18 protein-coding genes, 1 tRNA gene and 1 pseudogene are annotated in these 14802 nt (G+C 52.0%); 12 read left to right on the top strand and 8 right to left on the bottom strand.

The window, feature by feature from the left end:
• Positions 1 to 146 precede the first annotated feature (146 nt).
• From CA264_RS20360 to CA264_RS20305, 11 genes are all read left to right on the top strand, one after another.
• Positions 147 to 869: a TVP38/TMEM64 family protein gene (locus CA264_RS20360; protein WP_025609252.1), complete on the top strand. Its 723-nt coding sequence runs from the start codon at positions 147 to 149 to the stop codon at positions 867 to 869.
• A 66-nt stretch (positions 870 to 935) separates the two neighbouring features.
• Positions 936 to 1009, top strand: a tRNA-Arg gene (locus tag CA264_RS20355).
• 405 nt (positions 1010 to 1414) lie between these two features.
• Positions 1415 to 2140: a type IV toxin-antitoxin system AbiEi family antitoxin domain-containing protein gene (locus CA264_RS20350; protein WP_025609251.1), complete on the top strand. Its 726-nt coding sequence runs from the start codon at positions 1415 to 1417 to the stop codon at positions 2138 to 2140.
• Positions 2125 to 3135: a nucleotidyl transferase AbiEii/AbiGii toxin family protein gene (locus tag CA264_RS20345; protein ID WP_237151150.1), complete on the top strand. Its 1011-nt coding sequence runs from the start codon at positions 2125 to 2127 to the stop codon at positions 3133 to 3135. The genes CA264_RS20350 and CA264_RS20345 overlap by 16 nt, the downstream gene beginning before the upstream one ends.
• A 347-nt stretch (positions 3136 to 3482) precedes the next feature.
• Entirely contained in the window at positions 3483 to 3953 is a 471-nt protein-coding gene (locus tag CA264_RS20340; protein WP_025609249.1) for a JAB domain-containing protein, read from the top strand.
• A 402-nt stretch (positions 3954 to 4355) separates the two neighbouring features.
• Positions 4356 to 5327, top strand: coding sequence for a hypothetical protein (locus CA264_RS20330; protein ID WP_157593754.1), 972 nt, complete (start codon positions 4356 to 4358; stop codon positions 5325 to 5327).
• 86 nt (positions 5328 to 5413) lie between these two features.
• Positions 5414 to 5749, top strand: coding sequence for a helix-turn-helix domain-containing protein (locus CA264_RS20325; protein ID WP_025609246.1), 336 nt, complete (start codon positions 5414 to 5416; stop codon positions 5747 to 5749).
• Between the two features lie 213 nt (positions 5750 to 5962).
• Positions 5963 to 6895 (top strand): toprim domain-containing protein, encoded by a 933-nt coding sequence (locus CA264_RS20320; RefSeq protein WP_025609245.1) that lies wholly within the window; start codon positions 5963 to 5965, stop codon positions 6893 to 6895.
• 141 nt (positions 6896 to 7036) lie between these two features.
• The gene (locus tag CA264_RS20315; RefSeq protein WP_025609244.1) at positions 7037 to 7429 is read left to right on the top strand and encodes a plasmid mobilization protein; all 393 of its coding nucleotides are present in this window, start codon (positions 7037 to 7039) and stop codon (positions 7427 to 7429) included.
• Complete coding sequence (locus CA264_RS20310; RefSeq protein ID WP_025609243.1) at positions 7404 to 8360, top strand: relaxase/mobilization nuclease domain-containing protein; 957 nt, start codon at positions 7404 to 7406, stop codon at positions 8358 to 8360. Before CA264_RS20315 ends, CA264_RS20310 begins: the two co-directional genes overlap by 26 nt.
• Positions 8357 to 8896: a hypothetical protein gene (locus CA264_RS20305; protein ID WP_025609242.1), complete on the top strand. Its 540-nt coding sequence runs from the start codon at positions 8357 to 8359 to the stop codon at positions 8894 to 8896. The genes CA264_RS20310 and CA264_RS20305 overlap by 4 nt, the downstream gene beginning before the upstream one ends.
• A gap of 64 nt (positions 8897 to 8960) precedes the next feature.
• On the opposite strand, the gene CA264_RS20300 is transcribed toward CA264_RS20305, so the two are convergent.
• From CA264_RS20300 to CA264_RS20290, 3 genes are read right to left on the bottom strand one after another with little or no spacing between them, the layout of a single operon-like run.
• Positions 8961 to 9401 carry a helix-turn-helix transcriptional regulator gene (locus CA264_RS20300; RefSeq protein ID WP_025609241.1) on the bottom strand — a complete coding sequence of 147 codons (441 nt, stop codon included), beginning with the start codon at positions 9399 to 9401 and terminating at the stop codon, positions 8961 to 8963.
• 4 nt (positions 9402 to 9405) lie between these two features.
• On the bottom strand, positions 9406 to 10260 hold the full coding sequence (locus tag CA264_RS20295; protein WP_025609240.1) for a HEPN domain-containing protein: 855 nt from the start codon (positions 10258 to 10260) through the stop codon (positions 9406 to 9408).
• Positions 10235 to 10936: a hypothetical protein gene (locus CA264_RS20290; protein WP_025609239.1), complete on the bottom strand. Its 702-nt coding sequence runs from the start codon at positions 10934 to 10936 to the stop codon at positions 10235 to 10237. The genes CA264_RS20295 and CA264_RS20290 overlap by 26 nt, the downstream gene beginning before the upstream one ends.
• Positions 10937 to 11068: 132 nt before the next feature.
• Between CA264_RS20290 and CA264_RS20285 the strand changes: the two genes are divergently transcribed.
• On the top strand, positions 11069 to 11449 hold the full coding sequence (locus CA264_RS20285) for a helix-turn-helix domain-containing protein (protein WP_237151149.1): 381 nt from the start codon (positions 11069 to 11071) through the stop codon (positions 11447 to 11449).
• Between the two features lie 83 nt (positions 11450 to 11532).
• On the opposite strand, the gene CA264_RS22405 is transcribed toward CA264_RS20285, so the two are convergent.
• From CA264_RS22405 to CA264_RS20265, 5 genes and pseudogenes are all read right to left on the bottom strand, one after another.
• Positions 11533 to 11661 carry a hypothetical protein gene (locus CA264_RS22405; protein ID WP_257791728.1) on the bottom strand — a complete coding sequence of 43 codons (129 nt, stop codon included), beginning with the start codon at positions 11659 to 11661 and terminating at the stop codon, positions 11533 to 11535.
• Positions 11618 to 11836, bottom strand: a pseudogene (locus CA264_RS22525) (recombinase family protein); the annotation flags it as partial. The gene CA264_RS22405 and the pseudogene CA264_RS22525, both read right to left, overlap by 44 nt.
• 389 nt (positions 11837 to 12225) lie before the next feature.
• Entirely contained in the window at positions 12226 to 13101 is an 876-nt protein-coding gene (locus tag CA264_RS20275) for a phosphatase PAP2 family protein (protein ID WP_025609237.1), read from the bottom strand.
• A 177-nt stretch (positions 13102 to 13278) separates the two neighbouring features.
• On the bottom strand, positions 13279 to 14064 hold the full coding sequence (locus CA264_RS20270; protein WP_025609236.1) for a phosphatase PAP2 family protein: 786 nt from the start codon (positions 14062 to 14064) through the stop codon (positions 13279 to 13281).
• A gap of 18 nt (positions 14065 to 14082) precedes the next feature.
• A complete protein-coding gene (locus CA264_RS20265; protein WP_084196301.1) occupies positions 14083 to 14796 on the bottom strand; it encodes an HD domain-containing protein in 714 nt (237 codons plus the stop codon).
• Between the last annotated feature and the right edge of the window lie 6 nt (positions 14797 to 14802).

Raw genomic sequence — 14802 nt, 5'->3', positions numbered from 1 at the left:
CCTGCAAGTTAAAAAAATCCCCCCGAAGTGTTAAGGCAGTGCCTGCTCCGCCCCTTGCCCTGCTAACAGCACTTTTAAACCCGCGAAAATCTTTTGTCCTTTGTGTTTCGTCTATGTCCTTAACAGCACCAACACGTTTACCCTACATGAAGTCACTCCCGTACCTGCGAAGCTTTATACGCGAAAATGCCTCAACGTTTGTTTCCATGCTCCTGCTGGTCGTGGTGCCGGTGGTGGTGAGCTCAACAGCGGCTGTAGTACTCTACAACTACCAGGGGCTGCTGCAGGGGCTGTCGGTGTGGGAGATGCTGCTGTACTTCGCCGTTATTTCGGTTACCATGGCCCTGGCGCTTACGCCAACTACCTTTGTGGCCCTGGTGAGCGGCTTTTACCTGGGCTGGAGCGGCTTTGCCGGCATTGTGGTGTCGTATGGCATCGCCGCGCTGATCGGCTACAGCATTGCTCAGTTTGTGGACCATGGCAAAATGATGAGCTTCCTGAACCGCTTCGATAAGGCACGGGCACTGATGCAGGAGCTACGCAGCGAAAGCTGGAGCCTGATCTTCCTGACGCGCATCTCGCCGGTGCTGCCCTTCGCATTGATGAACTTCGTGCTTTCGCTGCTGCAGATTGACAAGCGGAAGTTTTTCCTGGCGAGCATCGTGGGCATGCTACCGCGCACAGTTTTCTTCTTTTGGGTGGGCACGCAGGCACGCGATGTGGTGCAGGCCCTGCAGAACCCCGATAGCGGGCGCAGCGGCCAGATCCTGATGGTGGCGTTAATTGTTATTTCTATCGGAGGCCTTTACTTCCTGTTCGACAAGGCTTTAAAGCGCTCCCTGCGGAAAGCGGCGGCAAAAAATGAATAATTTTTTTGAAGAGGGCTTGCGTATAAAGAAAAAAGGCCTTTACTTTGCATCACAATAACGGAAAACGGTCACGTAGCTCAACTGGATAGAGCATCTGACTACGAATCAGAAGGTTAGGGGTTCGACTCCCTTCGCGACCACTTGAAAATCAGCCACTTACGAGTAAAATCGCTAAGTGGCTTTTTTTATGTGCACACAATTTGCACACGAATAGCCGCTATTTAATAGTCTCCTCATCCACAAAACACCGTCTGTTTAGTAATTTCAATTCCGCCTGATGCCCCTTTCTTTTTTCTGAGGCAGCTTGTCATTTCCTTAACTTTGTTTTATGTCAGAACTGTACCGCTGATACCTACGGCTCTTTTATTTCGTCTAACTCTTAGGCAGCACCTTTAAGCTCTTTATACTTACACGCATTCCTAGGCTTTATACGGCTATTACATTCTCCTTGCTTAAATCATCTTCACATTCTAAATGTCCAGTTTTTTTACTAAAATACTGGACATTTATTCGTATACTTGCATACTTTAAGTAAAAAGTAAAGCATGAACGTAACAGAAACCATCGCATCCACTATAGACAGGCTACCTCGCGGCTATGTGTTTACCTACACAGATTTTGGTGCAGTGGCAGACAAAAAGGAGGCGGTCATCAAAGCGCTTAACCGGATGGTGGCATCAGGCAAGATAGCCAAGCTGTCCAAAGGTAAATACTACAAGCCCGAAATCACTCCGTTCGGTGAACTGGCGCCTAGTGAGTCACAGGTCGTAAAGGACCTGTTAGAAGATGACGGCAAAATTGTCGGCTACCTGACCGGCTTCAGCATGTACAACCGGCTTGGCTTGACCACGCAGGTGAGCAATACCATCCAGATAGGCAAGAATGATGTTCGCCCCACCTTTAAGCGGGAGCGTTATACCATTGCCTTCATTAGGCAGAAAAACACCATCAGCAAGGAGAACATCCCATTATTGCAACTGCTCGATGCCATACGCTACATTAAGAGGATCCCCGATGCCACGGTGGGAGCTTCTTGCAGACGTCTGCTAACCATTCTAAAGCAATTACCAGATAAGGATAAGAGCCTGCTGGTCCGTTTGGCGCTGAAGTACCCTCCCGCTACCAAGGCCCTGTTGGGAGCTCTGCTAGATGAGCTGGGCGATAACCATCTGACGGAATCGCTTTACAGGACACTCAACCCTATTACCACCTACAAACTGTCAGGAGCGGGAAAGGCGTTAACCACCTCCGAAAAATGGAACATAAGATGATACTGCACCTAAACAAGCAACTCTTCCGGCAGGCTGCTCAGTTTACGGCACAGCAAATGGGCATTCCTGATATATATGTGGAAAAGGACTATTGGGTGACGTTTGCCCTGCACACCATCTTCCACCATGCTATTGGGACCGATACCGTGTTCAAGGGCGGAACAGCACTTTCCAAGTGCTACCACTTGATAGAGAGGTTCTCGGAGGACATAGACTTGGCGGTATTAAGACGTGAAGGAGAGTCAAACAACAGGCTGACCACCAAGATCAGGACCATCAGCGAAGTGGTAGGCACAGCATTACCTGAAGTAAGCATAGAGAGGCTGACCCATAAAATGGGCATGAACCGCAAAACGGCGCACTCCTACGGGAAAGAGTTTCAGGGGACTTACGGTCAGGTAAGGGATGCCATTGTAGTGGAGGCTACATGGCTAGGACACTTTGAACCTCATACAACTCGGAAAGTAAACTCATTTGTTGGGGACATGATGTTGCGCAACGAACAGGGCGCTCTGGCTGAAGAGAACGGGCTGATGCCATTTGAAGTACGGGCACTGGAGCCCACACGAACTATCTGTGAAAAGATCATGAGCCTAGTGCGGTTCTCCTACGGAGAATATCCGTTGGAGAACCTAAAGCAGAAGATAAGGCATACCTACGATCTGCACGTACTTTTGGGACAGGAGGAATTTACTGCTTTCCTTAACTCCGACAACTTCGATAAAATGCTTCTAAAGGTAGGGCAAGATGACGTGATAAGCTTCAGAAATAACAACAGCTGGCTACGGCACCACCCTTTGGAAGCTTTTATCTTTAGTGAACTGGAAAACGTTTGGGAGGAACTGAAACCGACTTTCAATGGTAGCTTTAAAAACCTTGTGTACGGCACACTGCCCGCCGATACTGCTATTTTTGCCACTTTAATTAAAATAAGAGAAAGGCTATCAAACGTTGTCTGGGCAATTGAGCTAGATGATAGGCCTAGTGTAGCATAGCTTGGAGCTACCGGGCACCTAAAATACTCCCACTCAACCGTCCCTCACTTTACTGGGGCAAAACTTGTGCTCCCCCCTATATTCTTAAGCTGAAGCAATAGGTTGAGCAGTAAAAAAAGATAAGCTTAAAGGAGCACCGCTCAAGACATTCCAAAGCAAAAGCCCAGGTCATTCATTTCGGCGCAAAGTTAGCCTTCCGCCCGGATATGGGACAAGGTAGTCCTGAAAAAATGGGTATCCCAGCGGGAGCCCTCCGCATTTTTTCAGGCTCCACCTATGCCCTTAATCCGTCCGTCAGGCAGGTAGGGCACCATAATCAATTCCTAACACTTTAAAAGAGCAAGATTATGGAAAAGCTGACTAAAAAATCCGGATTGAACAGAATAGCAGAAATCAAGTTGACCTACCGTTCTAAAGTAAAGCCATCCGAGCGTCCACAAGTAACCAGTTCTACCGACTGCGCTGAAGTTCTCCGCCAAAGCTGGGATACTGGAAAAATTGAGTTTGTAGAGCAGTTCAAGGTGATGCTGCTCAACAGAGCCAATAGGGTATTGGGTATTTATGAGCTATCTACAGGAGGGGTAGCAGGCACGGTAGCTGATCCGAAATTAATCTTCGCAGCAGCACTTAAAGCTTGCGCCAGCTCCATCATCCTCAGCCACAACCACCCCTCTGGCAACACCAAACCAAGTGCAGCAGACCTGCAGCTGACAAAGAAAATGAAGCAGGGAGGGGAACTGCTTGACATTGTCGTGCTGGACCACATCATCCTCACCAGCGAAACGTACTACTCCATGGCAGATGAAGGGCTCTTGTAGCCCTTTTTTTTGCTCATTTAACTATTAACTATTCAGACAGCTTACTCCTTTTTAGAGAACCCAAGCGCCCTAACTAAATAGTCATCCATCTTTCTCCCAACACCTAGCTTCCGTTTAAGCTCGAACTCCTCAAGGTCAAAGAAATCCATAAGCTCCAGCTCATGCTCTTCCTTTGCCTTATCCTTTCGATTAGTGTAATAGGGATTCCTCTCCGTCCTGCAAATTCTGCTTGGCTTCCATGTTTGACTGCGGCCACTTTATCATAACAACTTTTTAATTATTATATATACTAATTTATTAATTATCGTATAGATAAGCACCGCCAGGTGCTGCCCAAATTTGAATTCCATGCAGCAGCCTGCAAGAGTAAGTAGATAGTGAATCCAATACGCCTGACGCGCCATGAAACACTTAAAGAAGTTCCTGGCCTGCCTGCAGACTTTCCAGCTCCGCGTTACGCAAAGGAAGGAACGCCAGGCGCACCCTCTTGAAATCAAGGAAGCACAAACGTACGAGCTTAGCCATGAAACTCCCTATGGAGCCCCTGCCGCCTTCGCAAGCGAGCTCCGGCTTCTTTCCGAACTGGCTGCCCTGGACCTTGTGTCCCTTGACAGCAAGCAACTCTGCATGGTCCATGACCTGCTCCAAGCAGTTGAGGAAAGATTTAAAACCTTTTGGGTTAACTACCACAACTACTCCTTCGATTACCGCTGGCAGGACTACCCTGCGGATTATATTTCAATGGTAGGCCTGGATAAGCTGTTCATTGTTGAAAACCTTTGTCCGGTGCACTCCCATGCCTTGATTGAGGAGACTTTGGTCGATGACCTAAGCGAGTCGGTAAGCTTCAGAGAGTCTTTACTAGCCTCCCTGAAGAAGCGCATCAGCAGCCTTGTGCCCGTTGGGCTGGTGCAAGGGGCAGACTCAGCGCCACCACTATCTGGTGAACCGGTTAATAGCACCCCTCGCTTTGTGGAGGGAATGGATGAGGAATTCTACCACATACTCAAAGGCTACTTCACCCCCGAGGACCAGCAGCAGCTCCTGCCCCTCCTGCAGGACAACCAACCGCCTGCCGCTCCCTTAGTCTTCCACGGGAACGGTAACCAGCTGGCAGACGCCTTCAAGCAGCTCTACGAGGCCAACCTGATCGTGGGCTGCCTCAAGTCAGACCTGGAGGTATGGATCTCCAGCCACTTTGCCTACGTGTTCCGCAAGCAGCAGCGCATATTGCCTCCCGGTTACCTGGCGGCCATCATCTCCTCCAACGCCAGGCCCTGCCAATCCCCCATCCTCGACGTACGGAAGCAGGCGGACGGCACCTATGCAGTTTACCCGGTGCTGCGCACGCAAAAAAACTATAACCTTCAGTAGGAAACAGGCAGGATGCTGTCCTGCCTTCTTGTAACCCTGAAAACAAAGCCATTACCATTGCAGTGTAAACCAAACCAATCACTGCCATGGAAAACTTCACCTTCGAGCAAATGCCCCAGGCCATGCGCCTGCTGCACGAGAAAATGGACCGCCTGGAGCTGCTGCTTACCGAGCAGCACACCCCGCAAGACACGGAGACGATTTTCAACGTCACGCAGGCCGCCGCCTTCCTCCACCTGTCCGTCTCCACCCTCTACGTGAAGGCCTGCCGCCGGGAGGTCCCTTACAACAAGCAGGGCAAGCGGCTTTACTTCTACAAGAGCGAGCTGGAGGAGTGGGTGCGCAAGGGACGGAAAAAGACGGTCTCCGAGATACAGGAAGAGGCGCAGCAACACATGCTACGAGTAGCCAGGAAAGCCTGACGCGCTACCCACCCCTACCAGAAGACTGTAATCCACCGGCCCCAGGCCACTATACTGCAATCCAGGGGGAGCAAAAGGTCACAGCTACAGGTCGTCGCTCCCCCTGTTCTCCGGTACATTACCCCTCCACAATTACTGCATAAGATCCTTCAGCGATTTCTTTCACAGGACCTGGCCAACTTGATTTCGAAATAAGCTAAGCCAACCACAAAGATGAACATAGAGCAGATCAACAGCGAGCTTTCCATCACCGACTTGCTGGCAAGCCAGGGCATACAGCCTGCCCGTAAAAGGGGTGCGGACTGGTGGTACATCTCCCCGATCCGCGCCGCCGAGCGCACCCCCTCCTTCAAGGTCAACACGCACCTGAACCGCTGGTACGACCACGGCAGCGGGGAGGGAGGCAAGGTCTTCGACCTGGCCCTGCGCCTGCACCGAACCGCTTCGATCCGGGAAGTTATCCAGCTACTCTCCGGCCATTCCTGCCTTTCCGCGGCGTCGCCTGCCATTACCGCATCTTCAATGGATAAAAATAATCGCCCAGAGCACGAGCCTGACAAGGACAGCGACACCCGTCGCCTCCAAGTGCTAGCCTCCAGCCCCCTGGAAGAGAAGAGCCGGATGACAGTTTACCTGCGCCAGCGCGGCATCAGCCTCCGGACGGCTGTCCCTTACTGCCGGGAGGTGGGCTTCTCCATCAATGCGAGGCAACATTCAGCCATCGGATTTGAAAACCGCTCGGGCGGCTATGAGCTGCGCAACCCCTGGTTCAAGGGCTCCTCCTCCCCCAAGGACATCACATTCATCGACCGCGGCGCCAATAGCGTCTGCCTGCTGGAAGGGTTCATGGATTTCCTGTCACTCCTGGAGCTCTGGCCACACCTGAAGGCAAGTGCCAGCTTCCTGGTACTCAACTCCCTCACCCAGCTGGGCAAGGGCCTGGAGGTGCTCGGGCGGCATAAGCAAGTGCTACTGTTCCTGGATCATGACCCGCCCGGTAGAAAGGTGACTGAGCGACTTCTCCGCTCGGAGCTGAACTGCCAGGACGTCTCTGCCCTCTACCGCGGTCACAAGGACGTGAACGCTTACCTGGCGTCGGGGCAGCGGCAGGCAAAGCGGCACCGGCTACGGCTCGGCCACCTCTAAAGGCCCTACAGGGGAATGCTTATAAGTGCAGGGAGCAAGTTTGTGTTTTTGTCATACAAAAACCTCTTCCGGCCCTGGGCCTCCCCGCTGCTCCCGGTGGTCGCAGCAGGAATCATTATCCATCTCTAAATACATCAGCACATGGAAGTAGAAACGACACCGTACCAAAGGTCAGAGAGAAAGCAGGGCGGCCGCCCCGCCAAAAAGGTAAAGCGGAACTTCACCCTTGTGGTACGGGTAACTGAGACTGAGCGGCTGCTCGTCGCGGGTAAGGCCCGAGAGGCAGGGCTCAGCCTCTCAGCCTGGTTCAGGGCAGCGGCTAAGAAAACAACGGTCACCGCACGCCTTCGCCCTGAGGAAATGGCCACACTGCGCATGCTCTCAGGCCTTGCCAACAACCTCAACCAGCTGGCCCGGCTGGCGCACCGCGAGGGGCTGCTGTCAGTCCAGGGCAAATGCCGCCAAGCGCTTGACGAGATTAACCGCACGCTTCACTTAGTTGGTAGAGATGATCGGCAAAGTGATGACCGGTAAGAGCTTTTCGGGCTGCGTACGCTATGTGGTGCAGAAGCCCGAGGCTACGGTGCTGGCCGCAGAGGGCATTCGTACTGATGCCGTACCGGCCATGGTGGCGGACTTTAACCTGCAGCGCAGGCTCCGGCCCGAACTGGAGAAGGCCGTGGGGCACCTCGCCCTGAGCTGGAGCGTGCATGACAAGGCAAAGCTCAATGAGCAAATCTTGGTGGAGCGGGCAAAGGAGTACCTGGAAAAGATGCAGATCAGGGATACGCAGTACCTGGTGGTGCTGCACCGGGACCGAGAGCACCCGCACCTGCACATCGTCTACAACCGGGTCAACTACGAGGGGAAGACGATCTCCGACAAATTCCAGCACCGGCGCAACGCCAGGGTGTGCCGGGAGATGACCGAGCGCCACGGCTACTACCTGGCCCCGGGCAAGGATCGGGTGAACCGCCAGCGCCTGAAAGGGGCCGACAAGGCAAAGTACGCGCTGCATGACGCAATCCGGCAGGCGCTGCCACAGGCCAAAAGCTGGCCAGAGCTGGAAAGCCTGTTACAAATTAAAGGCATCACCATCGACTACAAGTACAAACGGGGAGCAGACCAGGTGCAGGGCGTGAGCTTTCGCCGGGGATTGCTGAGCTTCAAGGGCTCCAGCATCGACCGGGGCCTGAGCTACGGGGCTATCAGCAGACAGCTCGAGCAGAACCGGCAGCAAGCGCTGCAGCATTCGATTGCTGCCAAACAGCAAAAGGGCCTTACGCCTGCAAATACTTCCCCTGGAAGTATTTCTAGAGGCAGAGACCTTACTCGCCACGACCCTATGGGCCCGTTGGAGAGCCTGCTGGCCCCCACCACAGGACAGGCAGCGGAGGCGGCCAATTCACCTGATTACCACTTCAAGAAAAAGAAAAGCAAAAAGAAAAGGAGAATTCGCTTATGAACTCAGAGGAACTGGAAGAAAGGCTCTCAGACGCGGAGCGCGTGCTGGCCCTGCACGGCAAGCGGCTAGAAAAACTGGAGGGTCGCGAACCGCTGACACCAACTCAGCCAACACCGGCGCTTGACTATACAGCCCAGCTTGAAGAAGTCAAAATGTTTATCAAGCAGCATGACCTGGGCGTGCAGGCCCTGCAGATCTACGCCCAGATCAGTTCTTTCCGGGAAACTATCACCAAGCTGCCAAAAGTGCTGCCCGTCCGGCACTACCACCATTTCGAGGACAGGTCCCGGGGCTTTGTGATCGGGGGCATTGTGCTTTTACTGACGGCTGCTGTTTTTGTGGGACTATGCCTGAGCCTTTATCGGGAGAACAGTAGGTTGCGGGAAAGCGATGTCAAGTACAGGATGATCCGGCAGGCTTACCCAGGTGCAGGAAATTGGGCTGACTCAACTTTTCAACAGAACCCGAAAGATGCTAAAATTTGGCTTGAAAAAAGAGAGGCCGTGCATCTTGATCCTCTATTGGAGCAGAAGTAAGATATGTACACCTTTCAGATGCATCCAAGCAAGACACTAACTTGCTATCTCGGGGTACTCAACTTTAAGCTTGTTTTAGTTGCTGCAGGAGTTCGGTCTTTTCTCTCTCACTGGTCAGCAGGCGCTCATAGAGCTTTCTGTTTTCATCCACTAGCTCCACTAATTTCCCTATGAGATCAACCGAGCTTTGCGCAGGCGAGTTTCCACATTCATTTATAGTGGATTCAGCTTCAAGTTTTACTGGATATTGATTTGATGCTGCAGGTTTGAAGGCAGCATTATCTGGACCAAACTCCTTAATAGCATCTTTAGACACCCCGAGTGCTCCTGCGATCTTCTCCAGCATCAGTTCATCTACATGTTCTTCCTGCTCAATGCGGGAGATGTTCTGCTGCGTGGTGCCCAGTTCACCGGCCAAGGCTGCCTGCTTTAGCCCAAGAGATGCACGCACCCGCCGAACCTGGTTGCCCAGGTGAAGCGGACGTTTTACGATTACTGTTTCCATACACTTAAGATAATTCTATGCATGCCTTCAGTTTCTGTTCAAATACCAGCCTGGCTGTATGCTGTAGCAGTTGCACGCGCCTGAAGAGTAGTTCAACAGTTGCCTTGCCTACACTAAAATCTTGATCATAACGGGCCTTCAGATAGGACTCCTCCAGCAGGTGCACCAACTGCCTTTCTTCCGGCGTATCGCGCGGAAAGACAGCGGCAAGTTGGGGAGCGACACGGCGGCTGTGCTTGATCAGGGCTTTGATCGAGTGCGTGTGCGTTTCCTTCTCCATCAGGGAGAGAAGCACGGCCCTGTAGGTTAGCTCCACTGCCTGGTGCAGCAGGAAAGGCATAATGGCATCGTCTTCAATTTCCCGGCGTTGACAGGCACAAGCGTAGAAGGACTGCGCCCGCCCGTAGCTGACTTCAAAGGTTTTGCTGGCCCTGGCTGCTATCCCCTGCCACAGGTGCTTTGGCGTTTGGGGATAGGCTTCGCTATTGTTGTCGTACACCAGTTTCTCGGGCCTGCAGCAGAGCGAGTAAAAGACGTGCCCTTTCTCAAGTGCCGCACGCACGGCATCGGAGCGGTGCAGCGAGCAGGTCACCTGCCGGTGCCGCAGGCTGGCAAACTCCACCAGCCCCTGGTGCTCGGCAAAGCGGATGTGGGGCTTGCAGGGCAGTACCACCACAAGGTCCACATAGCCTGCCTCGCTTTCACCGTCCAGGTCGGGTGGGTGGAGCAGGAAGATCTTCTCAGGCTGCACGGTCTCTGCCAGGAATGAGATGATCTGCGCTACATCCCCGTTAAGCTCTGGCGGCGCTAAAAAACCAAGTGCCTCCTCTGCCTCACTCCCTCTCCAAACTGTTTCCATGCGCTTTATCTTTCAGCTCAGCTGCTCCAGTGGCCTCTTCTGTGATTTTTCCCAGTATGTCCTCCTGGCAATCGAGGAGCAGCGTGAAGTAATAGGCCACTTCCAGCAGGCGCTCCAACTGATCGTAGTGCTGCAGTAGTTTGTAGTTCTCCGTGTCCTGCAGCAGGCTGGTGGCGCACAGGGCGTACTCGGTCCACTCCGAGAGCAGGCCCTTCCACTCGTCGAGCGACTGCGTGTTGAAGAAGTCCTTGAGCACGAGCACCGGGTACTCCAGCTCACGCTGCCGCAGGTACTGTATGTCGGTTCCATAGTCATCTTCCAGTTTGTAGCGCTCCAGGTGCATCTGCCTGTCATCATCCAGCCAATCCATAGAGCCCGGCGCGAAGCAGGGCAGCAGCACCTCCCCGTCTCGCGCTTCTTTCTCCCGGAGCAGGAGCCAGCAGGCCTCCATGAGCTTTTCTAGCCGCTTCTGCAGCACCACCGCATCCAGGGGCTGTGCCATCTGGTGCCATCCTACCTCACCGGTGGCCGCCTTCAGGTACTTCCACAGGTATACGCGCAGGTGGTAAATAGAACTACAGTCAAACAGCTCCAGAATAACGGACACGGGCTCCTGTTTTTCCTCTTCGGACAGGTGAATAATCCCGTTTGTTAAGTTGTTTTTCACGCTTTCCATCAATGCAGTTTAAGGTTTACCCTAAGATGGCGCCTATCTTTCGTGTACCGAACCCATGGCCTGCGTATTTTACTCACCCTGCCGGTTTTCTTACTCACACGAAAATGCTATATTTGGTAAATGGAAACGACGATGAAACCAGCACATATTGGCCGTAAGATCAGCCGCATCCGCGAGCTGCGCGGCATCAAGCAGGAAACGCTTGCCCAGGAGTTGGGCGTGAGCCAGCAGACTGTATCCAGAATAGAAGCGAGTGAGGCTGTGGAAGAAGATATTCTGGCTAAGGTTGCGAAGATACTGGGTGTTCAGCCTGAAGCCATCAAGAACTTTAGCGAGGAAGCAGTTTTTAATATCATTGGCAATAATTATCATGACCATTCATCATCTCTAAACTATCAATGCACTTTTAATCCTTTGGATAAGTTGATGGAAGTGATTGAGGAGAATAAGAAACTGTATGAGCGTTTGTTGCAGAGCGAGCGGGAGAAGGTGGAGATTTTGCGAGAACGGTAATAAAGATTAAAAGCATGTCTTCAATTGACTACTGAAGACCTTTACAAAACATAAATCTAAGTTTGAAAATGCCCTTTTTCTACCTATAGGAGGACATACTTAGTACCGGAGTCAAACAGGATCCGGGCGGACTTGGCCTTCTCCAGGGCCGCCTTAGTGAGCTCACGCTCAAACTCGGCCAGCGAGGCAAGGCGTTTGAGATGGAGCGGCAAGTGGCTGTGTTGATGCCCTTCTGCAGGCTCTCGAAATCCCCCTTAACTGAGACTCGGCCACCAAGTCGATCAGATCCAGCAGCAAGCGGCCCAGCCAGTTGAGCTTCAACACCACCACAGTGCCACCAGGCCTAAGCTGGGAGATCAACTTCTCTGACTCCGGCCGTTCCTTGCTATTACCAGATTTCTATCCTTTGAATATTTGCTCGCATCCGTAGTGGATGAATGCGTCAAGCTATAGCTCTAGTTTTTGGGTCTGGGTCGAGGTCCGGGCATATCCTATCTACATATTTTGTCTCAGTAACTCGTCTCAAATACAGTAAACTCCTTTTAATTTATGAGACGGCAATTTGAGAAAGAATAGTAACTATTTCGGAATCGGCGCGGCTATAGATTGTTCATCTCAAATAACGGTCATTTATTGAGACAGGCTATTTTAAAATTAGACACGGCCACTTGTCTTGTGGCCTACAGTCAGTATCGCGACTACGAGAAGTATGTCAAAATCATTACCACAGGTGGATGGATACATACCTTTGCTTCACCTTCTATCCCCTCCATAGACTAAAAAATTAAAGTTGCGCCCAAACCTGCGGTTCCAGGGCTGACTTGTGGAGTAAGCACAAGCCTTTGTTTGCGGGCTCTGAGCCTATGGTCTGCCCAATCGTAAAGGTAACTTACGCCTTTTGAGCTCAAGTAGCCTACTGCGGCGCCTGCCAATACATCTGACCCCCAGTGTGCGTTATCGTGTATCCGTGAAAGGCCGACAAGTGTCGCAACGCCGTAGGCGATTGGCGGTATGAGTTTATGGTCGGCATAAACAGTTGCCACCGAGGTAGCGACGGCAAAGGCCGTGGAAGTATGCGAGGACGGCAGAGAGCTATGGGGGTTGTGGATGAATGGGTTAAGGGAAGCATCAAATACCTCATTCTCTGAGGTCTCACTAGGCCTATACCTGCCGATAGCGTTCTTTAGGGCACTGGTGAGTGTGGCATTTACAACCACGCTTCCAAATGAAATCAGGGCGACCTTCCTTAGCTTCTGGTCTTTTGCCAGGAGGCCGCCAACAAACACAGCCCCGGCAGCGGGTACCCAGTACCTTTGCCTACCGAGTGGCTCCACGACTTGTGCAAAGCTATTGCTTACCTTGCCCCGATAACGCTGCGCGTACTGCTGGAGGGGCTCATCTGTTAGTACAAATGCAGCTGTCCATAAGGCGGCTGTGCCTGTGACATAAAGCGTATTTCTTAAATAGGTAGTCTGATGCGAATCTTCTGTTATAACATTGTCAGGAAGGGTATACTGCGCCTGATACCCCGTGTGAGGTACTACCATGGTATCCTGTCCCTGCAAGTGGGTGCGGGGGGAGAGCAGCAGAATCAAAAAGCTTAGCCAAGCGCCTCGCATCAAGAATTTTGGTGTAGCCAAGTATGCTGACATAGCCGTTGTATTTTTAAGGTATAGGATAGCCTATGCACTCATACAGGGTAGGCCTGTACTGAATTCTTGTCAAGAATAACAGCTAAATCTGGAGCAATCCTGGAGAAATTCTTTCGCTGGCTGTAATACGCGCGGGAAGGTTTTCGACAGGCATCGACGTAGTGAAAGCATAGGTGCCTAGACTGAGTGCCGGTTTCTTCTCTGGTGCAGGAGGAGGAACTCCAGAAGAGATAGCGCCACCATCACCCACAGGCTGCCCAACAGATAACCGCCTGCCACATCAGTCAGAAAATGCACCCCCAGGTAAATGCGGCTAAACCCAATTAGTAGGATGTAAAGCAACCCCAGCCACAGCCATGCAGACGCAGCCTTTATTTGATCCCGCTCCTGGTATATTAAAATACAAAGCATGCCTACCAAGGCTACTGATCCGGCGGCGTGGCCACTGGGGAAGGAAAACGAGCTTAGGTCATAGTACCCGACATCCATGGGGCGCTCGCGGTGAAAATAAGCCTTCGTAAAATAAATGGAGATACCGCTGCCTAGCACTGATACCAAAAGTGCCACGCCATGATGCCATTTCCCCTTTAGGAGAAGCACACCCATGGCCGTGACAAAGGTAAAGCCTACCCCGTACACCGAACCCAACTGGGTAAAGTAGTAAATAGCGCTGCTGAGAAGATCGGTTCGAAGGTTAAAGAAGAACATGGTAACCGAAGTATCCACGGCTTTCATGCCCGGGGAGTTTACGATGTGCTCCGATAGCTCCGACAGCACAGCAAAGTTAACGAACACGGCTATCAGTAGTGTGGTAAAGGGCAAGCCGAAGAAACCCTGTACTCCCAAACGGTCGTGGAGGAAGCCAACGAATTTGGGGTGCTTTCTTTCCAGCTCTTTTATCATTGGCAGCTCAAACAACTTATCGACCTGCGAGGATATAAGGGTAAAGGGTTTCTTGAACATACGGGGTTTGCTATTCCTTTAGGTCTTATTTGAATGTTGAAGAAGCTTAATTTCGTGTTCCAGGTTCAGCTTTTTCTGAGCGTCGAAGGTTTTCCGGGCAAAAGCTGTGAAATAGCTGTGCTCGGACAGAAACTGCACGTTTTGACGGTGCCAGGCAGCGTCAGAAAATTCTTCGCCTGTGAAAACTTCGATTTCCTTTCGTAGCAAATCAGAGGAACCTGCATAACTCGTTTGGCCCAGGTGGCACATGTCGGCGTCGCACAGGATTTTCTCTAGCAGGCTTTTGGGGGCTTGCGGTTGTTTGGTTGCTGCAATGCAGGCGATTACTTGCCCAAGAAGAAGGTCGTCCGCATTCTGTTCACGAAGAAACTCCTTGGCCAGTGCGCAGCTCTCTTGCTCATGGCCTTTATATTTGTAGGCATAACCGGTATCATGGAACCAGGCGGCCATCTGCAGCACCTGGAGGCTTTGCGGCGGCAGCCCGCAGCCCAACCCTATTGCCACAGCGGCTTCTGCTACTGCCTGGGTATGTAGTATGTTGTGGTAAAAGAGGCCGGGAGGCAGTTTGTGTTGGAGCAGGTGCGAACAGTAGGCTTGCGCCTGCGCTGACAGCTTCTCCTCGGTATCGCATTTCACCATATTTTTACGCTTTAAGCTCTTCACGCAGTTGCACCATTCTATTTTTGCCCTAAAATGATGTAAGAACTTGGAGAAAACCTGGATACGGATCATGCATAA

This window comes from Pontibacter actiniarum, from assembly GCF_003585765.1.
Lineage (GTDB): Bacteria > Bacteroidota > Bacteroidia > Cytophagales > Hymenobacteraceae > Pontibacter > Pontibacter actiniarum.
This window is presented reverse-complemented; position numbering and strand designations above follow the sequence as displayed.

Bases quoted from the DNA above. Each gene is read 5' to 3' on its own strand.
- CA264_RS20315 (WP_025609244.1), top strand. From the start codon at position 7,037: ATGGAAGTAGAAACGACACCGTACCAAAGGTCAGAGAGAAAGCAGGGC.
- CA264_RS20360 (WP_025609252.1), top strand. From the start codon at position 147: ATGAAGTCACTCCCGTACCTGCGAAGCTTTATACGCGAAAATGCCTCA.
- CA264_RS20330 (WP_157593754.1), top strand. From the start codon at position 4,356: ATGAAACACTTAAAGAAGTTCCTGGCCTGCCTGCAGACTTTCCAGCTC.
- CA264_RS20270 (WP_025609236.1), bottom strand. From the start codon at position 14,064: ATGTTCAAGAAACCCTTTACCCTTATATCCTCGCAGGTCGATAAGTTG.
- CA264_RS20345 (WP_237151150.1), top strand. From the start codon at position 2,125: ATGGAACATAAGATGATACTGCACCTAAACAAGCAACTCTTCCGGCAG.
- CA264_RS20275 (WP_025609237.1), bottom strand. From the start codon at position 13,101: ATGTCAGCATACTTGGCTACACCAAAATTCTTGATGCGAGGCGCTTGG.
- CA264_RS20285 (WP_237151149.1), top strand. From the start codon at position 11,069: ATGAAACCAGCACATATTGGCCGTAAGATCAGCCGCATCCGCGAGCTG.
- CA264_RS20350 (WP_025609251.1), top strand. From the start codon at position 1,415: ATGAACGTAACAGAAACCATCGCATCCACTATAGACAGGCTACCTCGC.
- CA264_RS20300 (WP_025609241.1), bottom strand. From the start codon at position 9,401: ATGGAAACAGTAATCGTAAAACGTCCGCTTCACCTGGGCAACCAGGTT.
- CA264_RS20305 (WP_025609242.1), top strand. From the start codon at position 8,357: ATGAACTCAGAGGAACTGGAAGAAAGGCTCTCAGACGCGGAGCGCGTG.
- CA264_RS20295 (WP_025609240.1), bottom strand. From the start codon at position 10,260: ATGGAAACAGTTTGGAGAGGGAGTGAGGCAGAGGAGGCACTTGGTTTT.
- CA264_RS20290 (WP_025609239.1), bottom strand. From the start codon at position 10,936: ATGGAAAGCGTGAAAAACAACTTAACAAACGGGATTATTCACCTGTCC.
- CA264_RS20320 (WP_025609245.1), top strand. From the start codon at position 5,963: ATGAACATAGAGCAGATCAACAGCGAGCTTTCCATCACCGACTTGCTG.
- CA264_RS20310 (WP_025609243.1), top strand. From the start codon at position 7,404: ATGATCGGCAAAGTGATGACCGGTAAGAGCTTTTCGGGCTGCGTACGC.
- CA264_RS20265 (WP_084196301.1), bottom strand. From the start codon at position 14,796: ATGATCCGTATCCAGGTTTTCTCCAAGTTCTTACATCATTTTAGGGCA.
- CA264_RS20340 (WP_025609249.1), top strand. From the start codon at position 3,483: ATGGAAAAGCTGACTAAAAAATCCGGATTGAACAGAATAGCAGAAATC.
- CA264_RS20325 (WP_025609246.1), top strand. From the start codon at position 5,414: ATGGAAAACTTCACCTTCGAGCAAATGCCCCAGGCCATGCGCCTGCTG.